Here is a 19,489-nt window from a genome sequence, read left to right on the forward strand (position 1 = left end):
AAGACATGCCTAATTTCTTTATCGATCGCCCTATATTTGCGTGGGTGATCGCCATTATCATCATGTTGGCAGGGGGCCTCGCGATCCTCAAACTGCCGGTAGCGCAATATCCAACGATTGCGCCGCCCGCAGTGACGATCTCCGCGACTTACCCTGGCGCTGATGCGAAAACCGTGCAGGACACGGTGACGCAGGTTATCGAACAGAACATGAACGGTATCGATAACCTGATGTACATGTCCTCAAACAGTGACTCCACGGGTACCGTGCAGATCACCCTGACCTTCGAATCCGGTACGGATGCAGATATCGCGCAGGTTCAGGTGCAGAACAAACTGCAACTGGCCATGCCGCTGCTTCCTCAGGAGGTTCAACAGCAGGGTGTGAGCGTTGAGAAATCATCCAGCAGCTTCCTGATGGTTGTGGGCGTCATTAACACCGACGGCACCATGACCCAGGAGGATATCTCTGACTACGTTGCGGCGAACATGAAAGACGCCATCAGCCGTACGTCAGGTGTGGGTGACGTGCAGCTGTTTGGTTCGCAGTACGCGATGCGTATCTGGATGGACCCAACGAAGCTGAACAACTTCCAGCTCACGCCAGTGGATGTGATTAACGCGATCAAAGCGCAGAACGCCCAGGTTGCGGCCGGTCAGCTTGGCGGTACGCCGCCGGTGAAAGGCCAGCAACTGAACGCCTCCATCATCGCACAAACGCGTCTGACCTCTACGGAAGAGTTCGGTAAAATTCTGCTGAAAGTGAACCAGGACGGCTCCCAGGTTCGCCTGCGCGATGTAGCAAGAATTGAACTGGGCGGTGAGAACTACGACATCATTGCGAAGTTCAACGGACAGCCTGCGTCTGGTCTGGGGATCAAGCTGGCGACCGGTGCGAACGCGCTGGATACCGCAAACGCCATCCGTGCAGAACTGAAGAAGATGGAACCGTTCTTCCCGTCAGGGATGAAGATCGTTTACCCGTATGACACCACCCCGTTCGTGACGATCTCCATTCACGAAGTGGTGAAAACGCTGGTAGAAGCCATCATCCTCGTGTTCCTGGTCATGTACCTGTTCCTGCAAAACTTCCGCGCGACGTTGATTCCGACAATCGCGGTGCCGGTGGTGCTGTTGGGGACATTCGCCGTGCTTTCGGCATTCGGTTTCTCGATAAACACGCTAACAATGTTCGGGATGGTGCTCGCCATCGGCCTGTTGGTGGATGACGCCATCGTGGTGGTAGAGAACGTCGAGCGTGTAATGTCCGAAGAAGGATTGCCGCCGAAAGAAGCCACGCGAAAATCAATGGGTCAGATTCAGGGCGCGCTGGTGGGGATCGCGATGGTGCTGTCAGCGGTATTTATCCCGATGGCCTTCTTCGGCGGGTCTACAGGGGCTATTTATCGTCAGTTCTCCATCACCATTGTGTCCGCAATGGCGCTGTCAGTGCTGGTGGCACTAATCCTGACGCCAGCCCTGTGCGCCACCATGCTTAAGCCAGTTGCCAAAGGCAGCCACGGGTCAACCAAAGGTTTCTTTGGCTGGTTCAACAACATGTTCGAGAAGAGCACGCACCACTACACCGACAGCGTAGGCAACATCCTGCGCAGCACCGGTCGTTATCTGCTGCTCTATCTGATCATCGTTGTCGGCATGGCTTACCTGTTCGTTCGTCTGCCAAGCTCCTTCTTGCCGGACGAGGACCAGGGGGTCTTCCTGAGCATGGCGCAGCTGCCAGCGGGCGCAACCCAGGAGCGTACGCAGAAAGTTCTCGATGAGATGACCGACTATTATCTCACCAAAGAGAAAGATAACGTTGAATCCGTCTTTGCGGTTAACGGCTTTGGTTTTGCTGGTCGTGGTCAGAACACCGGTATCGCGTTCGTCTCGTTGAAAGACTGGGCCGACCGTCCGGGGGATGAGAATAAAGTCGATGCGATCACCGGTCGCGCGATGGGCGCATTCTCCCAGATTAAAGATGCGATGGTGTTCGCCTTTAACCTGCCAGCGATTGTCGAACTGGGTACGGCAACGGGCTTCGACTTCCAGTTGATTGACCAGGGCGGCCTCGGTCATGAAAAACTGACGCAGGCGCGTAACCAGCTGTTTGGCGAAGTTGCAAAACACCCGGATCTGCTGGTCGGCGTTCGTCCGAACGGTCTGGAAGATACGCCGCAGTTCAAGGTCGATATCGATCAGGAAAAAGCGCAGGCGCTGGGTGTTTCCATTAGCGATATTAACACGACGCTGGGCGCAGCATGGGGCGGCAGCTATGTGAACGACTTCATCGACCGTGGTCGTGTGAAGAAAGTTTACGTCATGTCTGAAGCGAAATACCGTATGTTGCCGGAAGATATCGGAAACTGGTATGTGCGCGGTAGCGATGGTCAGATGGTGCCGTTCTCGGCCTTCTCCTCCTCGCGCTGGGAATACGGTTCACCGCGTCTGGAACGCTATAACGGTCTGCCTTCAATGGAAATCCTCGGCCAGGCGGCACCAGGTAAGAGTACCGGTGAAGCAATGGCGATGATGGAAGAGCTGGCAAGCAAACTGCCATCCGGCATCGGCTACGACTGGACCGGGATGTCTTATCAGGAACGACTGTCCGGCAACCAGGCGCCTGCCCTGTACGCCATTTCACTGATCGTGGTCTTCCTGTGTCTGGCGGCGCTGTATGAGAGCTGGTCTATTCCGTTCTCCGTTATGCTGGTGGTGCCGCTCGGGGTTATCGGCGCGCTGCTGGCGGCAACCTTCCGTGGCCTGACCAACGACGTTTACTTCCAGGTGGGCCTGCTCACAACCATTGGGTTGTCGGCGAAGAACGCGATACTTATCGTCGAATTCGCCAAAGACTTGATGGATAAAGAAGGCAAAGGTCTGATAGAAGCAACGCTGGAAGCGGTACGTATGCGTTTACGCCCGATCCTGATGACGTCTCTGGCGTTTATCCTCGGTGTTATGCCGCTGGTTATCAGCTCTGGCGCAGGTTCCGGCGCGCAGAATGCTGTGGGTACCGGCGTAATGGGCGGGATGGTCACCGCAACGGTTCTGGCTATCTTCTTCGTTCCGGTCTTCTTTGTGGTGGTACGCCGCCGCTTTAGCCGCAAGAGCGAAGACATTGAGCACAGCCATTCGGTAGAGCATCATTGATTCATCTCCTGTGAAAAGGCCGCGCAAGCGGCCTTTTTTCTGGATAAAAATCATAAAAAGCGCTTATTGTTAGTTTGTTTATTCACCGTAGAATAAATAAGACATATAATCCCCAGCGTGCTAAAGGCTATTCTTAGAGAGTCTGGTCATTTCTTATTTTTTCCGTTAATTAAGAAATCATTAAGATTATTCCTGGTATATCGTGAGTGTAACAGCCTTCTTAACAATCGTTGTTAGCACAAATGACGATAACTCAATGATTGCAAAAACAATAAAAAGATCGCCTCATTTCAGGCATCGTCTTTTACGGTTAAAATGTAAAATTGCGTTGGGGCAACATACTTTTACCTAATTGTAATTTTTCGTAATAGGACGATGAAATCTTTTTTAGAGTGGATTATAGTTAAAACATCAGGAGAAGAGCGCAAGTTCCAGGTCAGTTAGTTGTATCCATCCCGAAAGGTGTTCGGTTAGTTCAAGCCACTAAGAAGGGGATGCGTTATGGATGAGTACTCACCCAAAAGACATGATATCGCACAGCTTAAATTTCTCTGTGAAACCCTGTATCATGACTGTCTTGCAAACCTTGAAGAAAGCAACCACGGTTGGGTTAATGACCCTACTTCGGCAATCAATCTTCAGCTCAATGAACTGATAGAGCATATTGCAACCTTCGCACTTAATTATAAAATTAAGTATAATGAGGACAATAAGCTGATTGCACAGATAGATGAATATCTGGATGACACCTTTATGTTGTTCAGCAGTTACGGCATTAATGCGCAGGATCTGCAAAAATGGCGAAAATCAGGAAACCGCCTGTTTCGCTGCTTCGTCAATGCCACCAGGGCGAATCCTGTTAGCTTGTCATGTTAAAAATTATTACAATCATAGGTAAGATTTATGTCCGATAAACCATTAACGAAAACAGATTATTTGATGCGTTTACGACGCTGCCAGACAATAGACACGCTGGAACGTGTAATAGAGAAAAATAAATATGAATTGTCTGACAATGAATTGGCTGTATTTTACTCAGCAGCAGATCACCGTCTTGCAGAATTGACGATGAATAAGCTCTACGACAAGATTCCCACCTCCGTGTGGAAATTCATTCGCTAATTTTTGCATAACGCTATGGAGAATACGTTCGTTCTGCCTGACCGAGGGCTTCCCTGTATTTACCGTTAATTCCTATTTTACGTCTCGTGATTTAGATCACATCAAGGTAACGGGAACGTTCCCTTAAAAGGCGTTGCGCTTTACTGTACTGCGGCAGTTAATCCACAAACAGAAGAGTGCATAATGAGCGAAGAAAAGCAGAAGATGATTGCCGGTGAGTTATATTGCCCGGCCGATGAGACATTGCGCAACGACCGCCTGCGGGCGCGCCAGTTGCTTCATCGATACAACCACTCCGCACCGGACGAGAAGAATGCGCGACAGGCTATTCTGAGCGACCTGCTAGGCCAGAGCGACGGTGCGTATATTGAGCCCTCCTTCCGCTGTGATTACGGTTACAATATTTACCTCGGCAAAGCATTTTACGCTAACTTCGACTGTGTGATGCTGGATGTCTGCCCGATTCATATCGGCGACAATTGTATGCTCGCGCCTGGCGTGCATATCTATACGGCGACGCACCCGCTGGATGCCACAGAACGCAATAGCGGTAAGGAACTGGGTAAACCTGTAACCATCGGGAATAATGTCTGGATCGGCGGTCGCGCCGTGATTAACCCTGGCGTCACCATTGGCGATAACGCCGTTATCGCATCAGGCGCCGTCGTGACCAAAAGCGTTCCGGCCAACGTTGTGGTCGGTGGAAATCCCGCGCGAATCATTAAAACGCTGTAAAGCAAATTGTAACTGTTATGATAAATTGTGGTTAATCTGTTACTTTTTTCATGAAGTTCGCCCTTCTAAAATGGGCTGTTCCCTGAATGTTACAGAAATCACAAAGGCAAATGATGACAGAAATACAGCGCCTGCTGACGGAAACGATTGACGATCTCAATGCTCGCGAGAAACGCGACAACAGACCGCGTTTCAGTATTAGTTTTATTCGCAAACATCCGGGGCTGTTTATTGGCATGTATATCGCCTGGTTTGCCACGCTGGCCGTCATGCTGCAATCAGACACGCTGGTGGATTCAGTGTGGCTGCTGGTCGTATTATTCGTCCTGTTGAATGGTTTTTTCTTTTTTGATGTCGCCCCGCGTTATCGCTACGAGGATATCGACGTGCTGGATTTCAGGGTTTGCTATAACGGAGAATGGTATAACACGCGCTTCGTTCCCCCTACGCTGATCCACGCTATTCTTCAGTCACCGCATGTTGGCAGCGACCAGAAAGCACAATTACAGAAGATGATAACGCGTAAAGGCGAACTCTCTTTCTACGATGTTTTCACGCTCACTCGCACAGAAACAAGCCACTAGTTTTCTCACTGTTGCAGATGTAAAAAGTGCGTACCGTCCCTGGCACGCACTGTAGTCCCTGCAATGTTGGCAAATCATTAACGTCTTTTTTTACGACCCTGCACCGCTTTAAAACGTGGATTGGATTTGCAGATCACATATAAACGCCCTTTGCGTTTAACTATCTGGCAGTCCGGGTGCCGCTGCTTTGCGCTACGCAATGAATTCAGTACCTGCATCTTATCCTCGCTTAGCGCCAATAAAATTTCCGAAACGTTTCTGGAAACGTGCTGCGCTGCCTTCGTTATCAAAGGTTTTTTGTTTTCCGGTGTAATAAGGGTGTGATTTAGAAGACACCTCAATGGTGACATACGGATAGGTCACGCCCTCAAGCTCAATCTCACGCTCGGTTTTGATCGTTGACCCCACCTTAAAGTATTCATTCGCACTGGTATCGTGGAACACCACGGTGCGATAGGCAGGATGGATATTCGGTTTCATGACAGCCTCAATATTATGTTATAACGTAACAATAAAATACGCCGCAAATTGCCGCTTTTCAACCCTCATAATGATGTGGTTATCCTTCAACATTGTACGTTTTAAGTCGAAACAAGCCCTTATTGAGCCAGAAAGAGCAAAAGCAGTTAGAATAACGTGATTAAACGAAGGGCTTTTTTACGTTCAGATATACTCGCCATATGCTGCATCAATAAGGATATCACCGTGACAACACGACATTTGGTCAGCCTGGTCGCAGGGGTGCTCATTCTGTCTGTCCTTGCCCCTGTGGGATTAAGCCTCTGGCTCGCTCATCGCCAGGTTGAAAAGAAATTTATTGAGGAACTTAACGTCTATTCATCACGCGTAGCCTTACGCGCTGACAAAGTTGCCTCCCAGAGCAAACTGGCGTTAGGCCAGCTAAACGCCTTTCGCGGTACGCCTTGTAGTAATGCGCATTTACTGACAATGCGACGAATATCTTACAGTCTGCGCTACATTCAGGAAGTGCTATACCTCGACCAAAATATGCCTGTTTGCTCATCGCTGGAGCAAAAAAGCGCCCCCTTCGTTTTCCCCAAACCGGAAAAGATCACCCTGGACGGCTACCGCATATGGCTTACCTCGCAAAATGATTTAGGGCTCAAGCGCTTTATGGTCGCAGTGGGTAAAGGACACTATGTGGTCATGATGGACCCCGCCTCCTTCATTGATGTGATCCCATTTAGTTCATGGCATATTGATGCCGCTATTATTGGCGAAGCAAATAACATCGTGGCCGCCAGTAGCAATCGGCTCGATCCCGACATTATTCGACAATTGCAGCAGTCGCCCGGTCAATACCGGGAAGATCGCAACAGTGTCTACACGATTCAGCGCTCTCCTGAAATGAACATCGCCATCGTGACCTGGGCCTCCACGCTGCCGCTACAAAAGAACTGGTATCGCCAGGCTTTTATCTGGCTACCGCTGGGGATGATGGCGAGCCTGCTGGCGGCGGCGTTTATTCTGCGCATTCTTCGCCGCTTACAATCACCACGCCACCGTTTACTGGACGCCATCCATAACCGTGATATTAAGGTGCATTATCAGCCGATTATTTCGCTGAGTAGCGGGAAGATAGCAGGCGCGGAAGCGCTGGCTCGCTGGCCACAAACCGACGGCAGCTACCTTTCGCCGGAAATGTTTATTCCCCTCGCAGAACAAACGGGGCTTTCCGAACCGCTCACCCACCTGATTTTAGAGACCGTTTTTGAGGAGATGGGAACATGGCTGCGACAACACCCTGAGCAGCACATTTCTATCAATATTGAGGCAACGACCCTTGCGTCAGAGAAACTTCCGGTACATCTCAGCCAGTTGCTTAACCGGAGTCAGATTTCACCGTCGCAAATCGCGCTGGAGTTGACCGAGCGTGAGTTTGCCGATCCCAAAACCAGCGCGCCAGTCATTGCCAGATACCGCAAAGCCGGTCACGCGATTTATCTTGATGACTTTGGCACCGGCTATTCCAGTCTTTGCTACTTACAGAATCTGGACGTGGATATTCTGAAGATCGACAAGTCCTTTGTTGATGCGCTGGCCTACAAAAATGTGACGCCGCATATTATTGAAATGGCGAAAACGCTGAAGCTGAAAATGGTGGCGGAAGGTATTGAAACGACGCATCAGGAGGACTGGTTACGCCAGCACGGCGTGCAGTATGGTCAGGGATGGCTTTACAGCAAAGCGCTGCCCGCCGCAGAATTTATTTTGTGGGCGGAAAAACGGATTTAGAATGGGGACGGCTGGCGGCACGCCGCACAGCCTGTCGCTTCAGTCATCCAGAATGGGAGAGAATCCGCCGTAAATCATGCGCTTGCCATCAAAAGGCATGGCATCGCCAAACTCTTTCATTCGTGGGTCTGACATCATTTTCTGATTCGCCGCGTCGCGAACCTCTTTCGAAGGGTATTCAATCCAGCTAAACACCACCTCTTCGTGATCTTCCGCTTTCACCGCCATGCGAAAGTCGGTCAATTTGCCGTCCGGCACATCATCAGCCCAACACTCAACGACGCGTAATGCCCCAAACTCTTTAAAGAGAGGAGCCGCTTTTGCCGCCATTTCCCGATACGCCTCCTTGTTTTCAGCAGGTACGGCAACCACAAAACCATCAACATACTTCATGAGAAAAACCTCCGAAGCGTACTGCGCGGCAAGCCAGTTCTGGCCGCGTCAGTCGTTGTTAAGTCTAGTCGCCATCGCGTTACTCTGCTGTGGGCGAATGACGAACCCGAATGCGTGCCCGGGGTTGATAGCGAAACCACGGCAAGCAGATCTGAATCAGCGGCCCGATAGCCAGCGCATACAATACCGTACCGACGCCCAGCGTCCCCCCCAGCAACCAGCCGCTCAGCAATACCGAAACTTCAATCGCCGTACGGATGGCGCGTATCGACCAACCGGTGCGCGCGTGAATCCCGGTCATCAGGCCATCTCGCGGGCCTGCGCCGAAACCGGCCCCAATATACATGCTGGTCGCCAGCGCGTTGACCACTACAGCGGAGATCAACAGAACACTGCGGACAAGCAACGACTCAAAAGCGGGCAATACGGCCAGCGCAACATCCGCCGCCAGTCCAATAACGATCACGTTGCTGATGGTGCCAAGGCCCGGGCGTTGACGCAGCGGAATCCACAGTAATAACACCAGCACGCCAACGGCGATAATCACCATGCCAATGTTCATTGACAGTAAATTCGCCACGCCAAGGTGGAAAACGTTCCACGGATCGGCCCCTAAGTCCGCACGCACAAACATTGCGGTCGATACGCCATAAAGAGCCAGACCGGTATACAGTTGAATCAGACGACGCAGCATTCTTCCATTCTCCCCGTTCAGATACCTTTCATCTTCACCGCAATTGGCACTATGATTAATGTCCAGTTTTAAAAAAGTGGACTGCTATGTCATCACGCCGCTATGGAAGTCAGTCTCTTCAGCGCCTGCTTGGGCACTGGCAGGAGACCCCCTCACGTACTCCTGTCTGGCGTCAGCTGGCGGAGGCCCTGCGTCTGCTGATTCTTGATGGCCGACTGGCGCTCGATAGCCGACTGCCCGGCGAACGCGAACTGGCCGCCGTATTGAAGATCAGCCGAACCACCGTCGCCAGCGCAATGGCGCAACTTCGGGAAGAAGGCTATCTGGAAAGCCGTCAGGGTAGCGGCTCGCGGGTGATCTTACCGGATGCCATCCACCCTGTGCCCACGCGCGGCGGAGCCAATATGGCATTGGATCTCTCTACCGCCGCGCTCAGCGCAGGCCCTGAAATTCACCAGGCTTACCAGCAGGCGCTTTGCGCAATGCCGCAGCATCTGCTGAGTTCCGGGTATCTGCCGCAAGGTCTGCTCTCTTTACGTGAATCTATCGCCCGGCACTATTGCGAGCGCGGCTTGCCAACCCGCCCTGATGAAATCATGGTGGTCAATGGCGCCGTGAGCGGGCTGGCGCTGCTCCTGCGACTCCTGACGGGCCCGGGCGATCGCGTGGTGGTGGATCACCCGACCTACCCGCTCGCAATCGCCGCGATTCAGGGAGCCTCCTGTCGCCCCGTTGGCGTCTCATTGCCCGAACAGGGTTGGGACACCGCCGGTCTGATGGCGACCATTGCGCAGACCGCGCCGAGAATGGCTTATCTGATGCCGGATTTCCATAATCCCACCGGACGCTGTATGGATGCCGCCACGCGGCAAGCGGTCGCGGATATTGCCGCCAGAACGCATACCACGCTGGTTGTGGACGAGACGATGGTTAATTTGTGGTACAACGCCCCGCCGCCGCCCCCACTCGCGCATTACAATGCCGACGCGCCGATTATTATGCTGGGATCGGCAGGAAAAAGTTTCTGGGGCGGGTTGCGTCTGGGGTGGGTTCGCGCCTCATCACGGACAATCGCCGCGCTGGTACAAACCCGGGATACGTTTGATTTAGGATCGCCGGTACTGGAGCAGCTAGCGACCAGCTGGCTGCTTGATAATGCCGCCAGTTTTCTTCCTGACAGACGGCAGTTGCTGTCCCAACGACGCAACTTGTGTTGTGAACTGATGCACGCGCATTTTCCTGAATGGCGCTTCAGGCAGCCGCAGGGCGGACTCTCTTTTTGGGTGGAGTTACCCGACACGCTGGCCACGCTCTTTGCAACGCGCGCCGAAAGCGAAGGGATTCAACTGGGCACCGGTACGCGTTTTGGTCTCGCGGGTGCGTTTGATCGTTTCTTACGTATGCCGTTCACCCTGCCGGATGAAACACTGCGATCGGCTTTTCAGACATTACAGCCGATATGGGACAACCTGCGCTCACAAAACAGCGCAGGGAAAATACGCAAAATTATCTAATATGGCCTGTCATCGTCGTTTTATTGCTGGCGTGGGACGGGGAAACCTTTCAGGGAAATAATGAAGTTCTCGCCGTCTTTCTTTATTTTTGCCCCGGCATCGCACCAGTCGGAGGCAATACGAAAGAATTCATCGCTACCAACATTCCAGTTAAGACGAACATGCTTCACATAGCCGGAACGCAGTAATTCGCAGGCTTCGCCATAATTACTGGCGATTGAGAGTTGTTGTTTCATTTTTTCTTCTTGAGTAATCTGCGTAATGCTTTGATTTCTTTAGGAGTAAGCGGCTCATCTACGGATTCTTCCGTATGCTGACTGTCGATATCACTCGCCGAGACTCCCGCCTCTTCTGCGGCCTCAAATGCAATCAGCAGCAGTTTTTCTGTGGTGATACTTAAGTTCTCATTATTTGCTTCGGCATAATGGCGAAGCTTCTCTTTTAACGTCTCATCGATTTTGACATTTAGTACAGCAGTAGCCATCGTAAAGAGTCCTTGTAAACAGGCAAAACACGTCGTGTGCGACACAGCTATCGTCACCGCGTGAATATCAGGGCACAAACTGATTAATAACGTCCCGATAACACTCTGCCAGCATTTGATGACAAAATAATGACGTTAATATGACAAGAGGAGGAAAATGAAGAGGTTGCCGGACGGCAGAATTGGGTGGGGGCCCTGCCAGCTACATCCCGGCACACACGTCATCTGCTCTGGCTGCTTCCTTCCGGACCTGACCTGGTAAACAGAGTAGCGTTGCGGGAGAACCAACAGAGCCCCCATTGAGAGCGTTGTTAACCAACGCGCAGGCGCATTATCACTGCTGGCCCCTGTAAATGCAACCCATCCAACATCGGATGCTGTTTTCTTGCGCAATGAGACTTCACTCCCCGGCGGTTCACGATTATGCTGGGAGATTATCGCAGGAATGAATGATGGACAGACAAGACACTTTCCCCCAACGCGTCTGGCAAATCGTGGCCTCAATCCCCGAAGGGTTTGTCACGACTTATGGCGACGTCGCCCGCCTCGCCGGTTCACCTCGTGCCGCGCGTCAGGTCGGCGGCGTATTAAAACGATTGCCGGAAGGCAGCACCCTCCCCTGGCATCGGGTCGTGAATCGTCATGGCGCCATCTCCCTGACCGGGCCAGACCTGCAACGCCAACGTCAGGCGTTACTGTCAGAAGGCGTGGTGGTCTCGGGGAGTGGGCAAATCGATATGCAACGATATCGCTGGATTTATTAACCCTCTCCAGCCGGAGAGGGTTGTCCTGTGAGAGCTTAGTACTGTGTCGGCGCCGGTACGGCGGAAGACGGGTTCACCTGCGTCGGTGACGTTGACGGTACGGTTGTCGCTGCGCCGCCGCTGGCCTGAACAGGCACTGCCGTTTGCTGAACCGGCACCAGCGTCAGATCCGCTTTCGTGCCGCCCTGATTAATGACTGGCTGTACGGTATCGGTGATAAAGACCAGTTTGTCATTAATCGTCACGGCGGCGCTCAACAGAATCCGCGCATTTGGCTGGATGTCAGCCGGGTTAAACGGCAGTACAAAGCTAAATGGCGACTGTTTCCCCTCGGTGCGCACCGCTTTCTGCGACAGCACTTTCGACGGCGCATCCGCCAGTGAGGCATCAGACAGCGTCACGGTCAGTACGGCATCCGGTGGCAGAGCCACTTTCTGACGGATCCAGACGGTACCGGAGACATTAGGTTGCTGAATAGTTGACTGTGTAGCCACGCCAGAAGTATTCGGGTCAGGCGCAGGCGTCTGGATATCTGCGCTTCTGTCTGCGCAGGCTGCCAGAGCAACCGCAACCGCTAAACCACTTACCATGTGCACGAGTTTCATTAAATTCTCCTTATCATCAATGCATCAGCGGGAGGTGCTTTACCCGCCGGAAGAGTGGTTAACAAAGACATAACGTGACTAAGTGTGGCATATCTCACTTATTTTTGCCTGGAATTAGTCCGTAATTCAGACTATTGCACCCATCGGACCACTTTCAAAATTGCGTTATACTCTGCCTACCTCGCTTCGGCGCCGTTGTTACCTGGAGAGCACGTATGAGTCAGGCACTGAATAATTTGCTGTCATTGTTAGATCTGGAAAAAATTGAAGAAGGACTCTTTCGGGGCCAAAGTGAAGACTTAGGATTACGTCAGGTTTTTGGTGGTCAGGTGGTCGGTCAGGCGCTGTATGCCGCCAAAGAGACCGTACCTGAACAACGTCTGGTTCACTCTTTTCACAGCTACTTTCTGCGCCCCGGCGACAGCCTGAAGCCCATTATTTACGATGTGGAAGTTCTGCGCGACGGCAACAGTTTCAGCGCGCGTCGCGTCGCCGCCATCCAGAACGGGAAGCCTATTTTCTATATGACAGCCTCCTTCCAGGCGCCGGAAGAGGGATTTGAGCATCAGAAAACCATGCCGGACGCCCCTGCGCCGGAAACGCTGCAATCGGAGACGGAGATCGCCCGCTCATTGGCGCATCTGCTACCGCCCGTGCTGAAAGAGAAATTTATCAGCGACCGCCCGCTGGAGATCCGCCCGGTGGAGTTCCACAACCCGTTAAAAGGCCACGTTGCGAACCCGACTCGCCAGGTCTGGATCCGCGCCAACGGTACGATACCGGATGATATCCGCATTCATCAGTATCTGCTGGGTTATGCTTCCGATCTGAATTTCCTGCCCGTCGCGCTGCAACCCTACGGCATCGGCTTCCTGGAGAAAGGTCTGCAAATTGCCACGATCGACCATTCAATGTGGTTCCATCGTCCTTTCAACATGAACGAATGGTTGCTGTACAGCGTAGAGAGCACCTCGGCTTCCAGCGCCCGTGGTTTTGTTCGTGGAGAGTTTTACACGCGGGATGGCGTGATGGTCGCATCAACCGTTCAGGAAGGCGTGATGCGCAATCGCAATTGAAAATGGCCGAATGGCGACGCAAAAGCGTCGCCTCCGGCCTGTTGATGATCAGGCGTTATACGCATTCTCGCCGTGGCTGTTGACGTCCAGACCTTCGCGCTCCTGCTCTTCCGGTACGCGCAGCCCAACGGTGATATCCGCCAGTTTGTAGCCGATAAACGCCACTACGCCAGACCAGACGATGGTGATAGCGATACTCTCCAGCTGCACCAGCAGCTGATGCCCCATCGTTACGCCTTCGGCAAACCCTACACCGCCGAGCGTGGTGGATGCAAAGATCCCGGTCAGGATACACCCAACGATGCCGCAAACGCCGTGGATGCCAAACACATCGCAAGGATCGTCCACACGCAGCAGACGTTTAAGCATCGTCACGCCCCACAGACCCGCCAGCCCCGCAACGACACCGAGAATCAACGCGCCGCCAACGCCAATGTAACCACAGGCTGGCGTTATGCCGACCAGTCCCGCGATAGCGCCGGAGCAGGCGCCCAGCAGAGACGGTTTACCGCGCAGCGCCCACTCGCCGAAAATCCACCCCAGAATAGCGGCAGCCGTTGCCACCACGGTATTAACAAAGGCCAGTGCAGCAATCTCGTTCGCCATGCCCGCCGACCCGGCGTTAAAGCCAAACCAGCCGATATAGAGGATCGCGGTGCCGGTGAAAACCATCGGCAGGTTATGGGGTTTGAACGCCTCTTTACCAAAGCCGACACGCTTGCCAATCAGATAAGCGCCCACAAGACCAGCAATCGCCGCATTGATATGCACGACCGTACCGCCCGCAAAATCCAGCGCGCCGTGAGAAGCCAGCAAACCGCCGCCCCAGACCATATGCGCAATCGGGATATAGGAGAGCGTCAGCCACACCACCACGAAAATCAGTACCGCAGAGAAGCGGATACGTTCAGCCAGCGCCCCCACGATCAGCCCGACGGTAATGCAGGCGAAAGAGCCCTGGAAAGCAACGTGAATATACTGGTAGAAACTGCCCATCACTGCCGTGAGCTCAATATTTTTCAGCATCACCCAGTTGAAGTCGCCAAAGAAGTTGTTCCCCTCGCCAAAGGCCAGCGAATAACCGTAAACAACCCATAAAATACAGACCAGCGCGAAGGTGACGGCAACCTGCGTCAACATCGACAGCACGTTCTTTCCACGGATCAATCCGCCATAGAACAGAGCAATGCCCGGAATGGTCATGAACAGCACCAGCGCGGTGCAAATCATCATAAAGGCATTGTCGGCTTTATCCACAACCGCCGGAGCCGCCATTGCCAGACCTGGAAGCAAAGCCAGTGAAGCAAGGCCAGTTTTCATCGTTGCTATCTTCATCTTTTCGTTCCCTATCACTGTGTGCCAGGAGTTACAGTGCCGCTTCGTCGGCTTCGCCGGTACGAATACGAATGACACGTTGCAGCTCAGCGACAAAAATTTTGCCGTCGCCAATTTTTCCGGTGTAGGCCGCCTTGCTGATGACCTCAATGACTTCATCAAGCTGGTCGTCGGCAATCGCCACATCAATCTTCACTTTGGGCAGGAAGTTGACGCTGTATTCCGCACCGCGGTACAGCTCGGCATGACCTTTCTGACGCCCGAAGCCTTTCACTTCGGTGACTGTCAGCCCTTGAATACCAATCGAAGACAGTGCTTCACGGACGTCTTCCAGTTTGAACGGTTTGATTACCACGGTAACCAGCTTCATAGATCCCCTCCTGTCAGAATTCGATAATGTCTGCCGCTTCACGACAGGGATATTGCAAGGGGTGTGCCAGAAATGAAAAACGCGGGATAATTCAGGCTTGTAGGGTGCGGCAGGGGAAGGAAAAGAAAAAACGCACTATAACGGTGCATGGTACGTTACATTTTTGCACCAGATTGTTGATTGCCGGTTGGCGGCGTAAGCACCTTATTCGGCCTACAAGAGCGCATTGTCCGTAGGCCTGATAAGCGCAGCGCCATCATGCGCTGAGCGATTCCTCACGCGCGCTGGCCGCCAGCTCTTCACCGGCAAGCTGTAGTTGGTACATCTGCCAGTAACGCCCTTGCGCTTCGAGCAGTTGTTGATGCGTACCGCGCTCGACCGCCTGCCCGCGATGCAGCACCAGAATGGTGTCCGCATCAACAATGGTTGACAGGCGGTGTGCAATCACCACCAGCGTGGTGTGTTCACGCACTGCCGCCAGCGCTTGCTGAATCGCCTGCTCAGTACCGGAGTCAATGCTGGCGGTTGCTTCATCCAGAATCAGAACCTGCGGCGTATCAACCAGCACCCGCGCCAGCGCCAGCAGTTGTTTCTGCCCGACGGACAGATTATTACCCTGCTCGCCCAGCCGGGTGTGGATACCCTCGCTCAGACTACGCGCCAGCTCCGCCAGTTGCACGGTTTCCAGCGCCTGCCAGACCTGTTCCTCCGAAATATCGCGCCCCAGCGTGACGTTTGCCAGGAACGTATCCGCCATCACCACCGGGTCCTGTTGCACCATCGCAACTCCCTGACGTAAAACCCCGTGGCTCAGCGTTGACAGCGAACGACCGTCAAGGCGAATGTCTCCCTGTGTAAGCGGGTAATATCCCATCAGCAGGCTGGCGAGGGTACTCTTGCCGCTGCCGGTATGCCCGACCAGCGCCACAAAGCTGCGCGACGGAACGGAGAGCGTAATGTTTTGCAGCACCAGATTGTCGTCACGGTAGGCGAAGGAGACATCATCAACGTCAATCCTGCCCGACTGCAACGGGCGCTCATCCCGACCATAATCCTGGCGTGGGCCGTCCATCAGTTCGAATACGCGCTCCCCCGCCACCGCAGCCTGTTGCAACATCGACTGTTGGGTCGTCAGTTCAATCAATGGCTCGTTCAGACGCCCCAGATAGCTGATAAAGGCGTACAACACCCCGACTTCAATGGTGCCGCGCGAGGTAAAGCTAAACAGCATCAGTAATCCGCAGAGGATCAGCGCGGAAAAAAGACTGAGCAGCGGGCGCAATAAAAAGCCGTCCAGTCGCAGGGTCTGCATCCGCGCCATATAGTGCGAGCGGCTGGCCTCCCCCATTCTCTCGCCGAACCGCGCCTGCTGGCGGAACTGCTGAATGACGCTCATGCCGTTAATGACTTCATTGAAGCCATCATTGATGTCCGCCAGATATGCCCGCACGCGGCGCACAATCGGCGTACTATAGCGCTGGTAAATCACCATCACCACCAGCACCGCCGGGAAAATCGCCATCGCGACCAGTGCCATCCGCCAGTCGAGGCTGAACATGGCGACCAGCATCGCGCCAATTAACGCCGCGCTACGCAGCACCGTCGCCACGACCGTGACGTAAAGGTCGCGGATGACTTCCGTATCATTGGTCACGCGAGAGATCAGTTGCCCCACCGGCTGCGTGTCAAAGGCGCTCAGTGGCTGGCGCAAAGCGGCATCCATCACATCGGTACGCAGCTGTTGCACTACGCCGACGGCCGCCTGATTAAACAACAGCGACTGCGCATAATGCAGCCCCGCCGCCAGAAACTGTAAGCCAATGTACGCCGCCACCAGACCCGCGACCATGCCCAGCGGCAGGTGGCTCTTCGCGACCATATTGTCGATAAAGTAGCTGATAAGTAACGGGCCGCTGACTTCCGCCGCCGCCGCGATCCACAGCATCACCACGGCGATGGCAAGCGGTTTACGCCACGGCGAACCATACGCCAGCAGCCTTTTCAGGGTCGGCCATAACTGTCCAAAACTACGCATCTGCCGTCTCCTCGTTGATTTCAGGAGCGTCAGTCAGCGCCGCCTCCAGTTGCTGATAGCGATACATATCGCGATACCAGCCCGTTTGCAGCACTAATTCATCGTGATCGCCACGCTGGGCGATATGGCCATGCTGCATCACGATAATCTCGTTGGCTTCCGTCAGAGCGGATAAGCGGTGCGCGCTAATAATCACGGTGCGCCCCTCTCCCCACTGGCGTAAATTATGCAGAATCTGGTGTTCGGTACGGCCATCCACCGCCGACAGCGCATCATCCAGAATCAGGATTTCCGCATTGAGCAGTAACGCGCGCGCAATAGAAATGCGCTGTTTTTGCCCGCCGGACAGCATGACGCCGCGTTCGCCCACTTCGGTGTCATATCCTTGAGGCAGACGCAAAATATCCTCATGCACGCTGGCCAGCCGCGCCACCTGTTCAATCTCTTCCTGCGTCGCGTTTGGGCGCCCCAGCGCGATGTTATTGCCGACCGTGTCGGAGAACAGGAACGGCGTCTGGCTGACGACCGCCAGGCGACTGCGCCAGCTATCAAGCTGCAAGCGCGTCAGCGGAATATCATGAAAACGGATATCCCCCTGCGTAATATCGAAATGGCGCTGAATAAGCGAAAGAAGAGTGCTTTTCCCCGCGCCCGTCGGCCCGCAGATCCCCAGCATCTGCCCTGGCTCAAGCTGGAATTGTACATTTTCCAGCGCCGGATGCGCGGTTTGCGGGTAGCTGAATTCACGAATGGAGACCGTCAGCGCTCCCCGACCTTCCGGCACCGTCTCCGTTCCGTCGTTGACGACCGGCGCTTCCGCCAGCATCGCGCGGATACGGCTGTACGCTGCGCTACCGCGTTCCACAATGTTAAACATCCAGGCCAGCGCTAACATAGGCCAGATCATCAGCCCGAGGTACATCATAAAGCTGGTCAGTTCCCCAAGCGTCAGCGTACCGTGCACTACCATCCAGCTTCCGCCGCCGATGGCGAGCAGATTAGCCATGCCGATGGCAATATAAATCGTGGGATCAAAACGGGCGTCGATACGCGCTACCCGCATGTTTTTCTTCCCGGTGTCTTCCGCGTCCGCCGCAAACAGCGACGACTGTCGATCTTCAAGGCCAAAAGCTTTGATCATGCGGATGCTGGTCAGGCTCTCCTGGGTACGATCGTTCAGGCTGGAAAACGCCGCCTGCGCCAGTTTGAAGCGGTTATGCAGACGGTCGCCGTAGCGCTTGATCATCAGCGCCATAATCGGCATAGGCAGCAGCGCGAACAGCGTCAGTTGCCAACTGAGCTGCGTTGACATCACGATCAGCACAGCGCAGCCCATCACCAGCGAATCCACCAGCGTGAGCACCCCTTCCCCGGCGGCAAAGACGACACGATCGACGTCGTTAGTCGCGCGCGCCATTAAGTCGCCGGTGCGGTGTCGCAGATAAAATTCCGGGTGCTGACGACTGAGCTGGCGGTAGTAATCTTCACGCAGTTCAACCGCCAGTTGATAAGAGGCGCCGAACAGCAGCACGCGCCAGACATAGCGCAACAAATAGACGATTACCGCAATCATGGCCATCGTGCCCACCCACATCAATACCTGACCGGTAGTGAAATGTTGCGCAGTGACGCCATCCACAACGATCCCGACCACTTTGGGCGGGATCAGCTGAAGGACAGCGATAATGATAAGCAAGGCCACGGCGCCGAGATAGCGACGCCACTCCCGACGGAAGTACCAGCTTAATTGAGCAAATAATCGCACGCGTTATATCCTGACATGATTTCCGGCAATATTTTCCGGGAGAATTATTCAATAGGCAGAGCGGTTGTGTACTTAATCTGTTCCATCGCAAAGCTCGACGTTACGTCTGACAATCCCGGAACACTGTTCACCAGACGTTTGTAGAAGTCGTCATAACGCTTCATATCTGCTACCTGAACCCGCATCAGATAGTCGTATTCCCCGGCCATACGCCAGAACCCCAGCACTTCCGGCATTTCGGTGACCACCGTCACGAAGCGGCTGTACCATTCACTGCTGTGATGCTGGGTTTTGATCAGTACGAACGCCGTTAACCCCAGACCCAATTTCTCTGGGTCCAGCAGCGCGACTTTACCGAGGAGAATGCCGTCGTCTTCCAGACGTTTCAGCCGTTTCCAGCAGGGTGTGGTGGTCAGATTAACGGCATCGGCCAGCGCCTGCAAAGAGAGGGTGCAGTCCTGCTGCAACAAAAGCAGCAGCTTACGGTCAATTTTATCTAACATACCCACCCCACAGAGAAGATTTTTCTCCCTACATTCTATTTTAAAGGTGAAATGGCAACAATTTTTTCCGTGCTTTTCGCTAATCTGGGCACAAAATGACAA

General features: G+C 53.7%; 20 protein-coding genes, 1 other RNA gene and 1 pseudogene. 9 read left to right on the forward strand and 13 right to left on the reverse strand.

The features are described 5' to 3' along the window. Positions 1–5: 5 nt before the first annotated feature. The 5 genes from acrB (at position 6) to OGV79_RS09895 (ending at position 5,593) form a co-directional block, all read left to right on the forward strand. On the forward strand, positions 6–3,152 hold the full coding sequence (gene acrB / locus OGV79_RS09875; protein ID WP_012133513.1) for an efflux RND transporter permease AcrB: 3,147 nt from the start codon (positions 6–8) through the stop codon (positions 3,150–3,152). Positions 3,153–3,653: 501 nt separating this feature from the next. Further along, positions 3,654–4,028 (forward strand): Hha toxicity modulator TomB, encoded by a 375-nt coding sequence (gene tomB / locus OGV79_RS09880; protein WP_012133514.1) that lies wholly within the window; start codon positions 3,654–3,656, stop codon positions 4,026–4,028. Between the two features lie 27 nt (positions 4,029–4,055). Next, the gene (hha, locus tag OGV79_RS09885) at positions 4,056–4,274 is read left to right on the forward strand and encodes a hemolysin expression-modulating protein Hha (RefSeq protein WP_002892050.1); all 219 of its coding nucleotides are present in this window, start codon (positions 4,056–4,058) and stop codon (positions 4,272–4,274) included. A gap of 183 nt (positions 4,275–4,457) precedes the next feature. After that, complete coding sequence (gene maa, locus OGV79_RS09890; RefSeq protein ID WP_012133515.1) at positions 4,458–5,009, forward strand: maltose O-acetyltransferase; 552 nt, start codon at positions 4,458–4,460, stop codon at positions 5,007–5,009. 113 nt (positions 5,010–5,122) lie between these two features. Beyond that, the gene (locus tag OGV79_RS09895; RefSeq protein ID WP_286468333.1) at positions 5,123–5,593 is read left to right on the forward strand and encodes a YlaC family protein; all 471 of its coding nucleotides are present in this window, start codon (positions 5,123–5,125) and stop codon (positions 5,591–5,593) included. 77 nt (positions 5,594–5,670) lie between these two features. Here OGV79_RS09895 and ykgO read toward each other — a convergent pair whose 3' ends face one another. Further along, entirely contained in the window at positions 5,671–5,811 is a 141-nt protein-coding gene (gene ykgO, locus OGV79_RS09900; RefSeq protein ID WP_003859006.1) for a type B 50S ribosomal protein L36, read from the reverse strand. Between the two features lies 1 nt (position 5,812). Beyond that, positions 5,813–6,073, reverse strand: a complete 261-nt coding sequence (locus OGV79_RS09905) for a type B 50S ribosomal protein L31 (RefSeq protein ID WP_012133519.1) — start codon at positions 6,071–6,073, stop codon at positions 5,813–5,815. A gap of 225 nt (positions 6,074–6,298) precedes the next feature. Here OGV79_RS09905 and pdeB point away from each other — a divergent pair, with 225 nt between their 5' ends. Continuing rightward, the gene (gene pdeB / locus OGV79_RS09910; RefSeq protein ID WP_286468292.1) at positions 6,299–7,849 is read left to right on the forward strand and encodes a cyclic di-3',5'-guanosine monophosphate phosphodiesterase PdeB; all 1,551 of its coding nucleotides are present in this window, start codon (positions 6,299–6,301) and stop codon (positions 7,847–7,849) included. A 39-nt stretch (positions 7,850–7,888) separates the two neighbouring features. On the opposite strand, the gene OGV79_RS09915 is transcribed toward pdeB, so the two are convergent. Beyond that, positions 7,889–8,242 carry a DUF1428 domain-containing protein gene (locus OGV79_RS09915; RefSeq protein ID WP_012133521.1) on the reverse strand — a complete coding sequence of 118 codons (354 nt, stop codon included), beginning with the start codon at positions 8,240–8,242 and terminating at the stop codon, positions 7,889–7,891. A gap of 79 nt (positions 8,243–8,321) precedes the next feature. After that, positions 8,322–8,936 (reverse strand): membrane protein YczE, encoded by a 615-nt coding sequence (gene yczE / locus OGV79_RS09920; RefSeq protein WP_012133522.1) that lies wholly within the window; start codon positions 8,934–8,936, stop codon positions 8,322–8,324. Between the two features lie 86 nt (positions 8,937–9,022). Here yczE and yczR point away from each other — a divergent pair, with 86 nt between their 5' ends. Next, positions 9,023–10,450: a MocR-like transcription factor YczR gene (gene yczR / locus OGV79_RS09925; protein ID WP_200030783.1), complete on the forward strand. Its 1,428-nt coding sequence runs from the start codon at positions 9,023–9,025 to the stop codon at positions 10,448–10,450. Positions 10,451–10,470: 20 nt separating this feature from the next. Here yczR and OGV79_RS09930 read toward each other — a convergent pair whose 3' ends face one another. The 3 genes from OGV79_RS09930 to ffs all read right to left on the reverse strand — a co-directional run bounded on the left by OGV79_RS09930 (position 10,471) and on the right by ffs (position 11,224). Further along, positions 10,471–10,686 (reverse strand): hypothetical protein, encoded by a 216-nt coding sequence (locus OGV79_RS09930; RefSeq protein WP_012133524.1) that lies wholly within the window; start codon positions 10,684–10,686, stop codon positions 10,471–10,473. After that, positions 10,683–10,934, reverse strand: a complete 252-nt coding sequence (locus OGV79_RS09935; protein WP_012133525.1) for a hypothetical protein — start codon at positions 10,932–10,934, stop codon at positions 10,683–10,685. Before OGV79_RS09935 ends, OGV79_RS09930 begins: the two co-directional genes overlap by 4 nt. 193 nt (positions 10,935–11,127) lie before the next feature. Beyond that, positions 11,128–11,224: signal recognition particle sRNA small type (gene ffs / locus OGV79_RS09940), an RNA gene on the reverse strand. 84 nt (positions 11,225–11,308) lie between these two features. On the opposite strand from ffs, the pseudogene OGV79_RS09945 reads away from it, so the two are divergent. Further along, a pseudogene (locus tag OGV79_RS09945) lies at positions 11,309–11,698 on the forward strand (MGMT family protein). Between the two features lie 35 nt (positions 11,699–11,733). On the opposite strand, the gene OGV79_RS09950 reads toward OGV79_RS09945, so the two are convergent. Beyond that, positions 11,734–12,303, reverse strand: a complete 570-nt coding sequence (locus tag OGV79_RS09950; protein WP_012133527.1) for a YbaY family lipoprotein — start codon at positions 12,301–12,303, stop codon at positions 11,734–11,736. Between the two features lie 215 nt (positions 12,304–12,518). On the opposite strand from OGV79_RS09950, the gene tesB reads away from it, so the two are divergent. Beyond that, positions 12,519–13,379 (forward strand): acyl-CoA thioesterase II, encoded by an 861-nt coding sequence (tesB, locus tag OGV79_RS09955; RefSeq protein WP_012133528.1) that lies wholly within the window; start codon positions 12,519–12,521, stop codon positions 13,377–13,379. A gap of 48 nt (positions 13,380–13,427) precedes the next feature. Here the strand turns inward: tesB and amtB are convergent, their stop codons facing one another. From amtB to decR, 5 genes are all read right to left on the reverse strand, one after another. Further along, positions 13,428–14,714 carry an ammonium transporter AmtB gene (gene amtB / locus OGV79_RS09960; protein ID WP_024130590.1) on the reverse strand — a complete coding sequence of 429 codons (1,287 nt, stop codon included), beginning with the start codon at positions 14,712–14,714 and terminating at the stop codon, positions 13,428–13,430. Between the two features lie 31 nt (positions 14,715–14,745). Then, on the reverse strand, positions 14,746–15,084 hold the full coding sequence (gene glnK / locus OGV79_RS09965) for a P-II family nitrogen regulator (RefSeq protein WP_012133530.1): 339 nt from the start codon (positions 15,082–15,084) through the stop codon (positions 14,746–14,748). Between the two features lie 256 nt (positions 15,085–15,340). Further along, complete coding sequence (locus OGV79_RS09970) at positions 15,341–17,119, reverse strand: SmdB family multidrug efflux ABC transporter permease/ATP-binding protein (protein ID WP_104868986.1); 1,779 nt, start codon at positions 17,117–17,119, stop codon at positions 15,341–15,343. Then, positions 17,112–18,884, reverse strand: coding sequence for a SmdA family multidrug ABC transporter permease/ATP-binding protein (locus tag OGV79_RS09975; RefSeq protein WP_112002128.1), 1,773 nt, complete (start codon positions 18,882–18,884; stop codon positions 17,112–17,114). Before OGV79_RS09975 ends, OGV79_RS09970 begins: the two co-directional genes overlap by 8 nt. Before the next feature lie 44 nt (positions 18,885–18,928). Further along, positions 18,929–19,387, reverse strand: a complete 459-nt coding sequence (gene decR / locus OGV79_RS09980; RefSeq protein WP_012133534.1) for a DNA-binding transcriptional regulator DecR — start codon at positions 19,385–19,387, stop codon at positions 18,929–18,931. Positions 19,388–19,489: the final 102 nt, after the last annotated feature.

Origin of the sequence: Citrobacter sp. CK185 (assembly GCF_030333565.1) — a bacterium.
Taxonomy (GTDB): domain Bacteria; phylum Pseudomonadota; class Gammaproteobacteria; order Enterobacterales; family Enterobacteriaceae; genus Citrobacter_B; species Citrobacter_B koseri.

Excerpts from the sequence above, each read along its gene's own strand:
- tesB (WP_012133528.1), top strand. The coding sequence starts at position 12,519 with ATGAGTCAGGCACTGAATAATTTGCTGTCATTGTTAGATCTGGAAAAA.
- yczR (WP_200030783.1), top strand. The coding sequence starts at position 9,023 with ATGTCATCACGCCGCTATGGAAGTCAGTCTCTTCAGCGCCTGCTTGGG.
- acrB (WP_012133513.1), top strand. The coding sequence starts at position 6 with ATGCCTAATTTCTTTATCGATCGCCCTATATTTGCGTGGGTGATCGCC.
- OGV79_RS09895 (WP_286468333.1), top strand. The coding sequence starts at position 5,123 with ATGACAGAAATACAGCGCCTGCTGACGGAAACGATTGACGATCTCAAT.
- OGV79_RS09935 (WP_012133525.1), bottom strand. The coding sequence starts at position 10,934 with ATGGCTACTGCTGTACTAAATGTCAAAATCGATGAGACGTTAAAAGAG.
- OGV79_RS09930 (WP_012133524.1), bottom strand. The coding sequence starts at position 10,686 with ATGAAACAACAACTCTCAATCGCCAGTAATTATGGCGAAGCCTGCGAA.
- OGV79_RS09915 (WP_012133521.1), bottom strand. The coding sequence starts at position 8,242 with ATGAAGTATGTTGATGGTTTTGTGGTTGCCGTACCTGCTGAAAACAAG.
- tomB (WP_012133514.1), top strand. The coding sequence starts at position 3,654 with ATGGATGAGTACTCACCCAAAAGACATGATATCGCACAGCTTAAATTT.
- OGV79_RS09950 (WP_012133527.1), bottom strand. The coding sequence starts at position 12,303 with ATGAAACTCGTGCACATGGTAAGTGGTTTAGCGGTTGCGGTTGCTCTG.
- OGV79_RS09970 (WP_104868986.1), bottom strand. The coding sequence starts at position 17,119 with ATGCGTAGTTTTGGACAGTTATGGCCGACCCTGAAAAGGCTGCTGGCG.
- hha (WP_002892050.1), top strand. The coding sequence starts at position 4,056 with ATGTCCGATAAACCATTAACGAAAACAGATTATTTGATGCGTTTACGA.
- ykgO (WP_003859006.1), bottom strand. The coding sequence starts at position 5,811 with ATGCAGGTACTGAATTCATTGCGTAGCGCAAAGCAGCGGCACCCGGAC.
- amtB (WP_024130590.1), bottom strand. The coding sequence starts at position 14,714 with ATGAAGATAGCAACGATGAAAACTGGCCTTGCTTCACTGGCTTTGCTT.
- decR (WP_012133534.1), bottom strand. The coding sequence starts at position 19,387 with ATGTTAGATAAAATTGACCGTAAGCTGCTGCTTTTGTTGCAGCAGGAC.
- OGV79_RS09905 (WP_012133519.1), bottom strand. The coding sequence starts at position 6,073 with ATGAAACCGAATATCCATCCTGCCTATCGCACCGTGGTGTTCCACGAT.
- glnK (WP_012133530.1), bottom strand. The coding sequence starts at position 15,084 with ATGAAGCTGGTTACCGTGGTAATCAAACCGTTCAAACTGGAAGACGTC.
- maa (WP_012133515.1), top strand. The coding sequence starts at position 4,458 with ATGAGCGAAGAAAAGCAGAAGATGATTGCCGGTGAGTTATATTGCCCG.
- yczE (WP_012133522.1), bottom strand. The coding sequence starts at position 8,936 with ATGCTGCGTCGTCTGATTCAACTGTATACCGGTCTGGCTCTTTATGGC.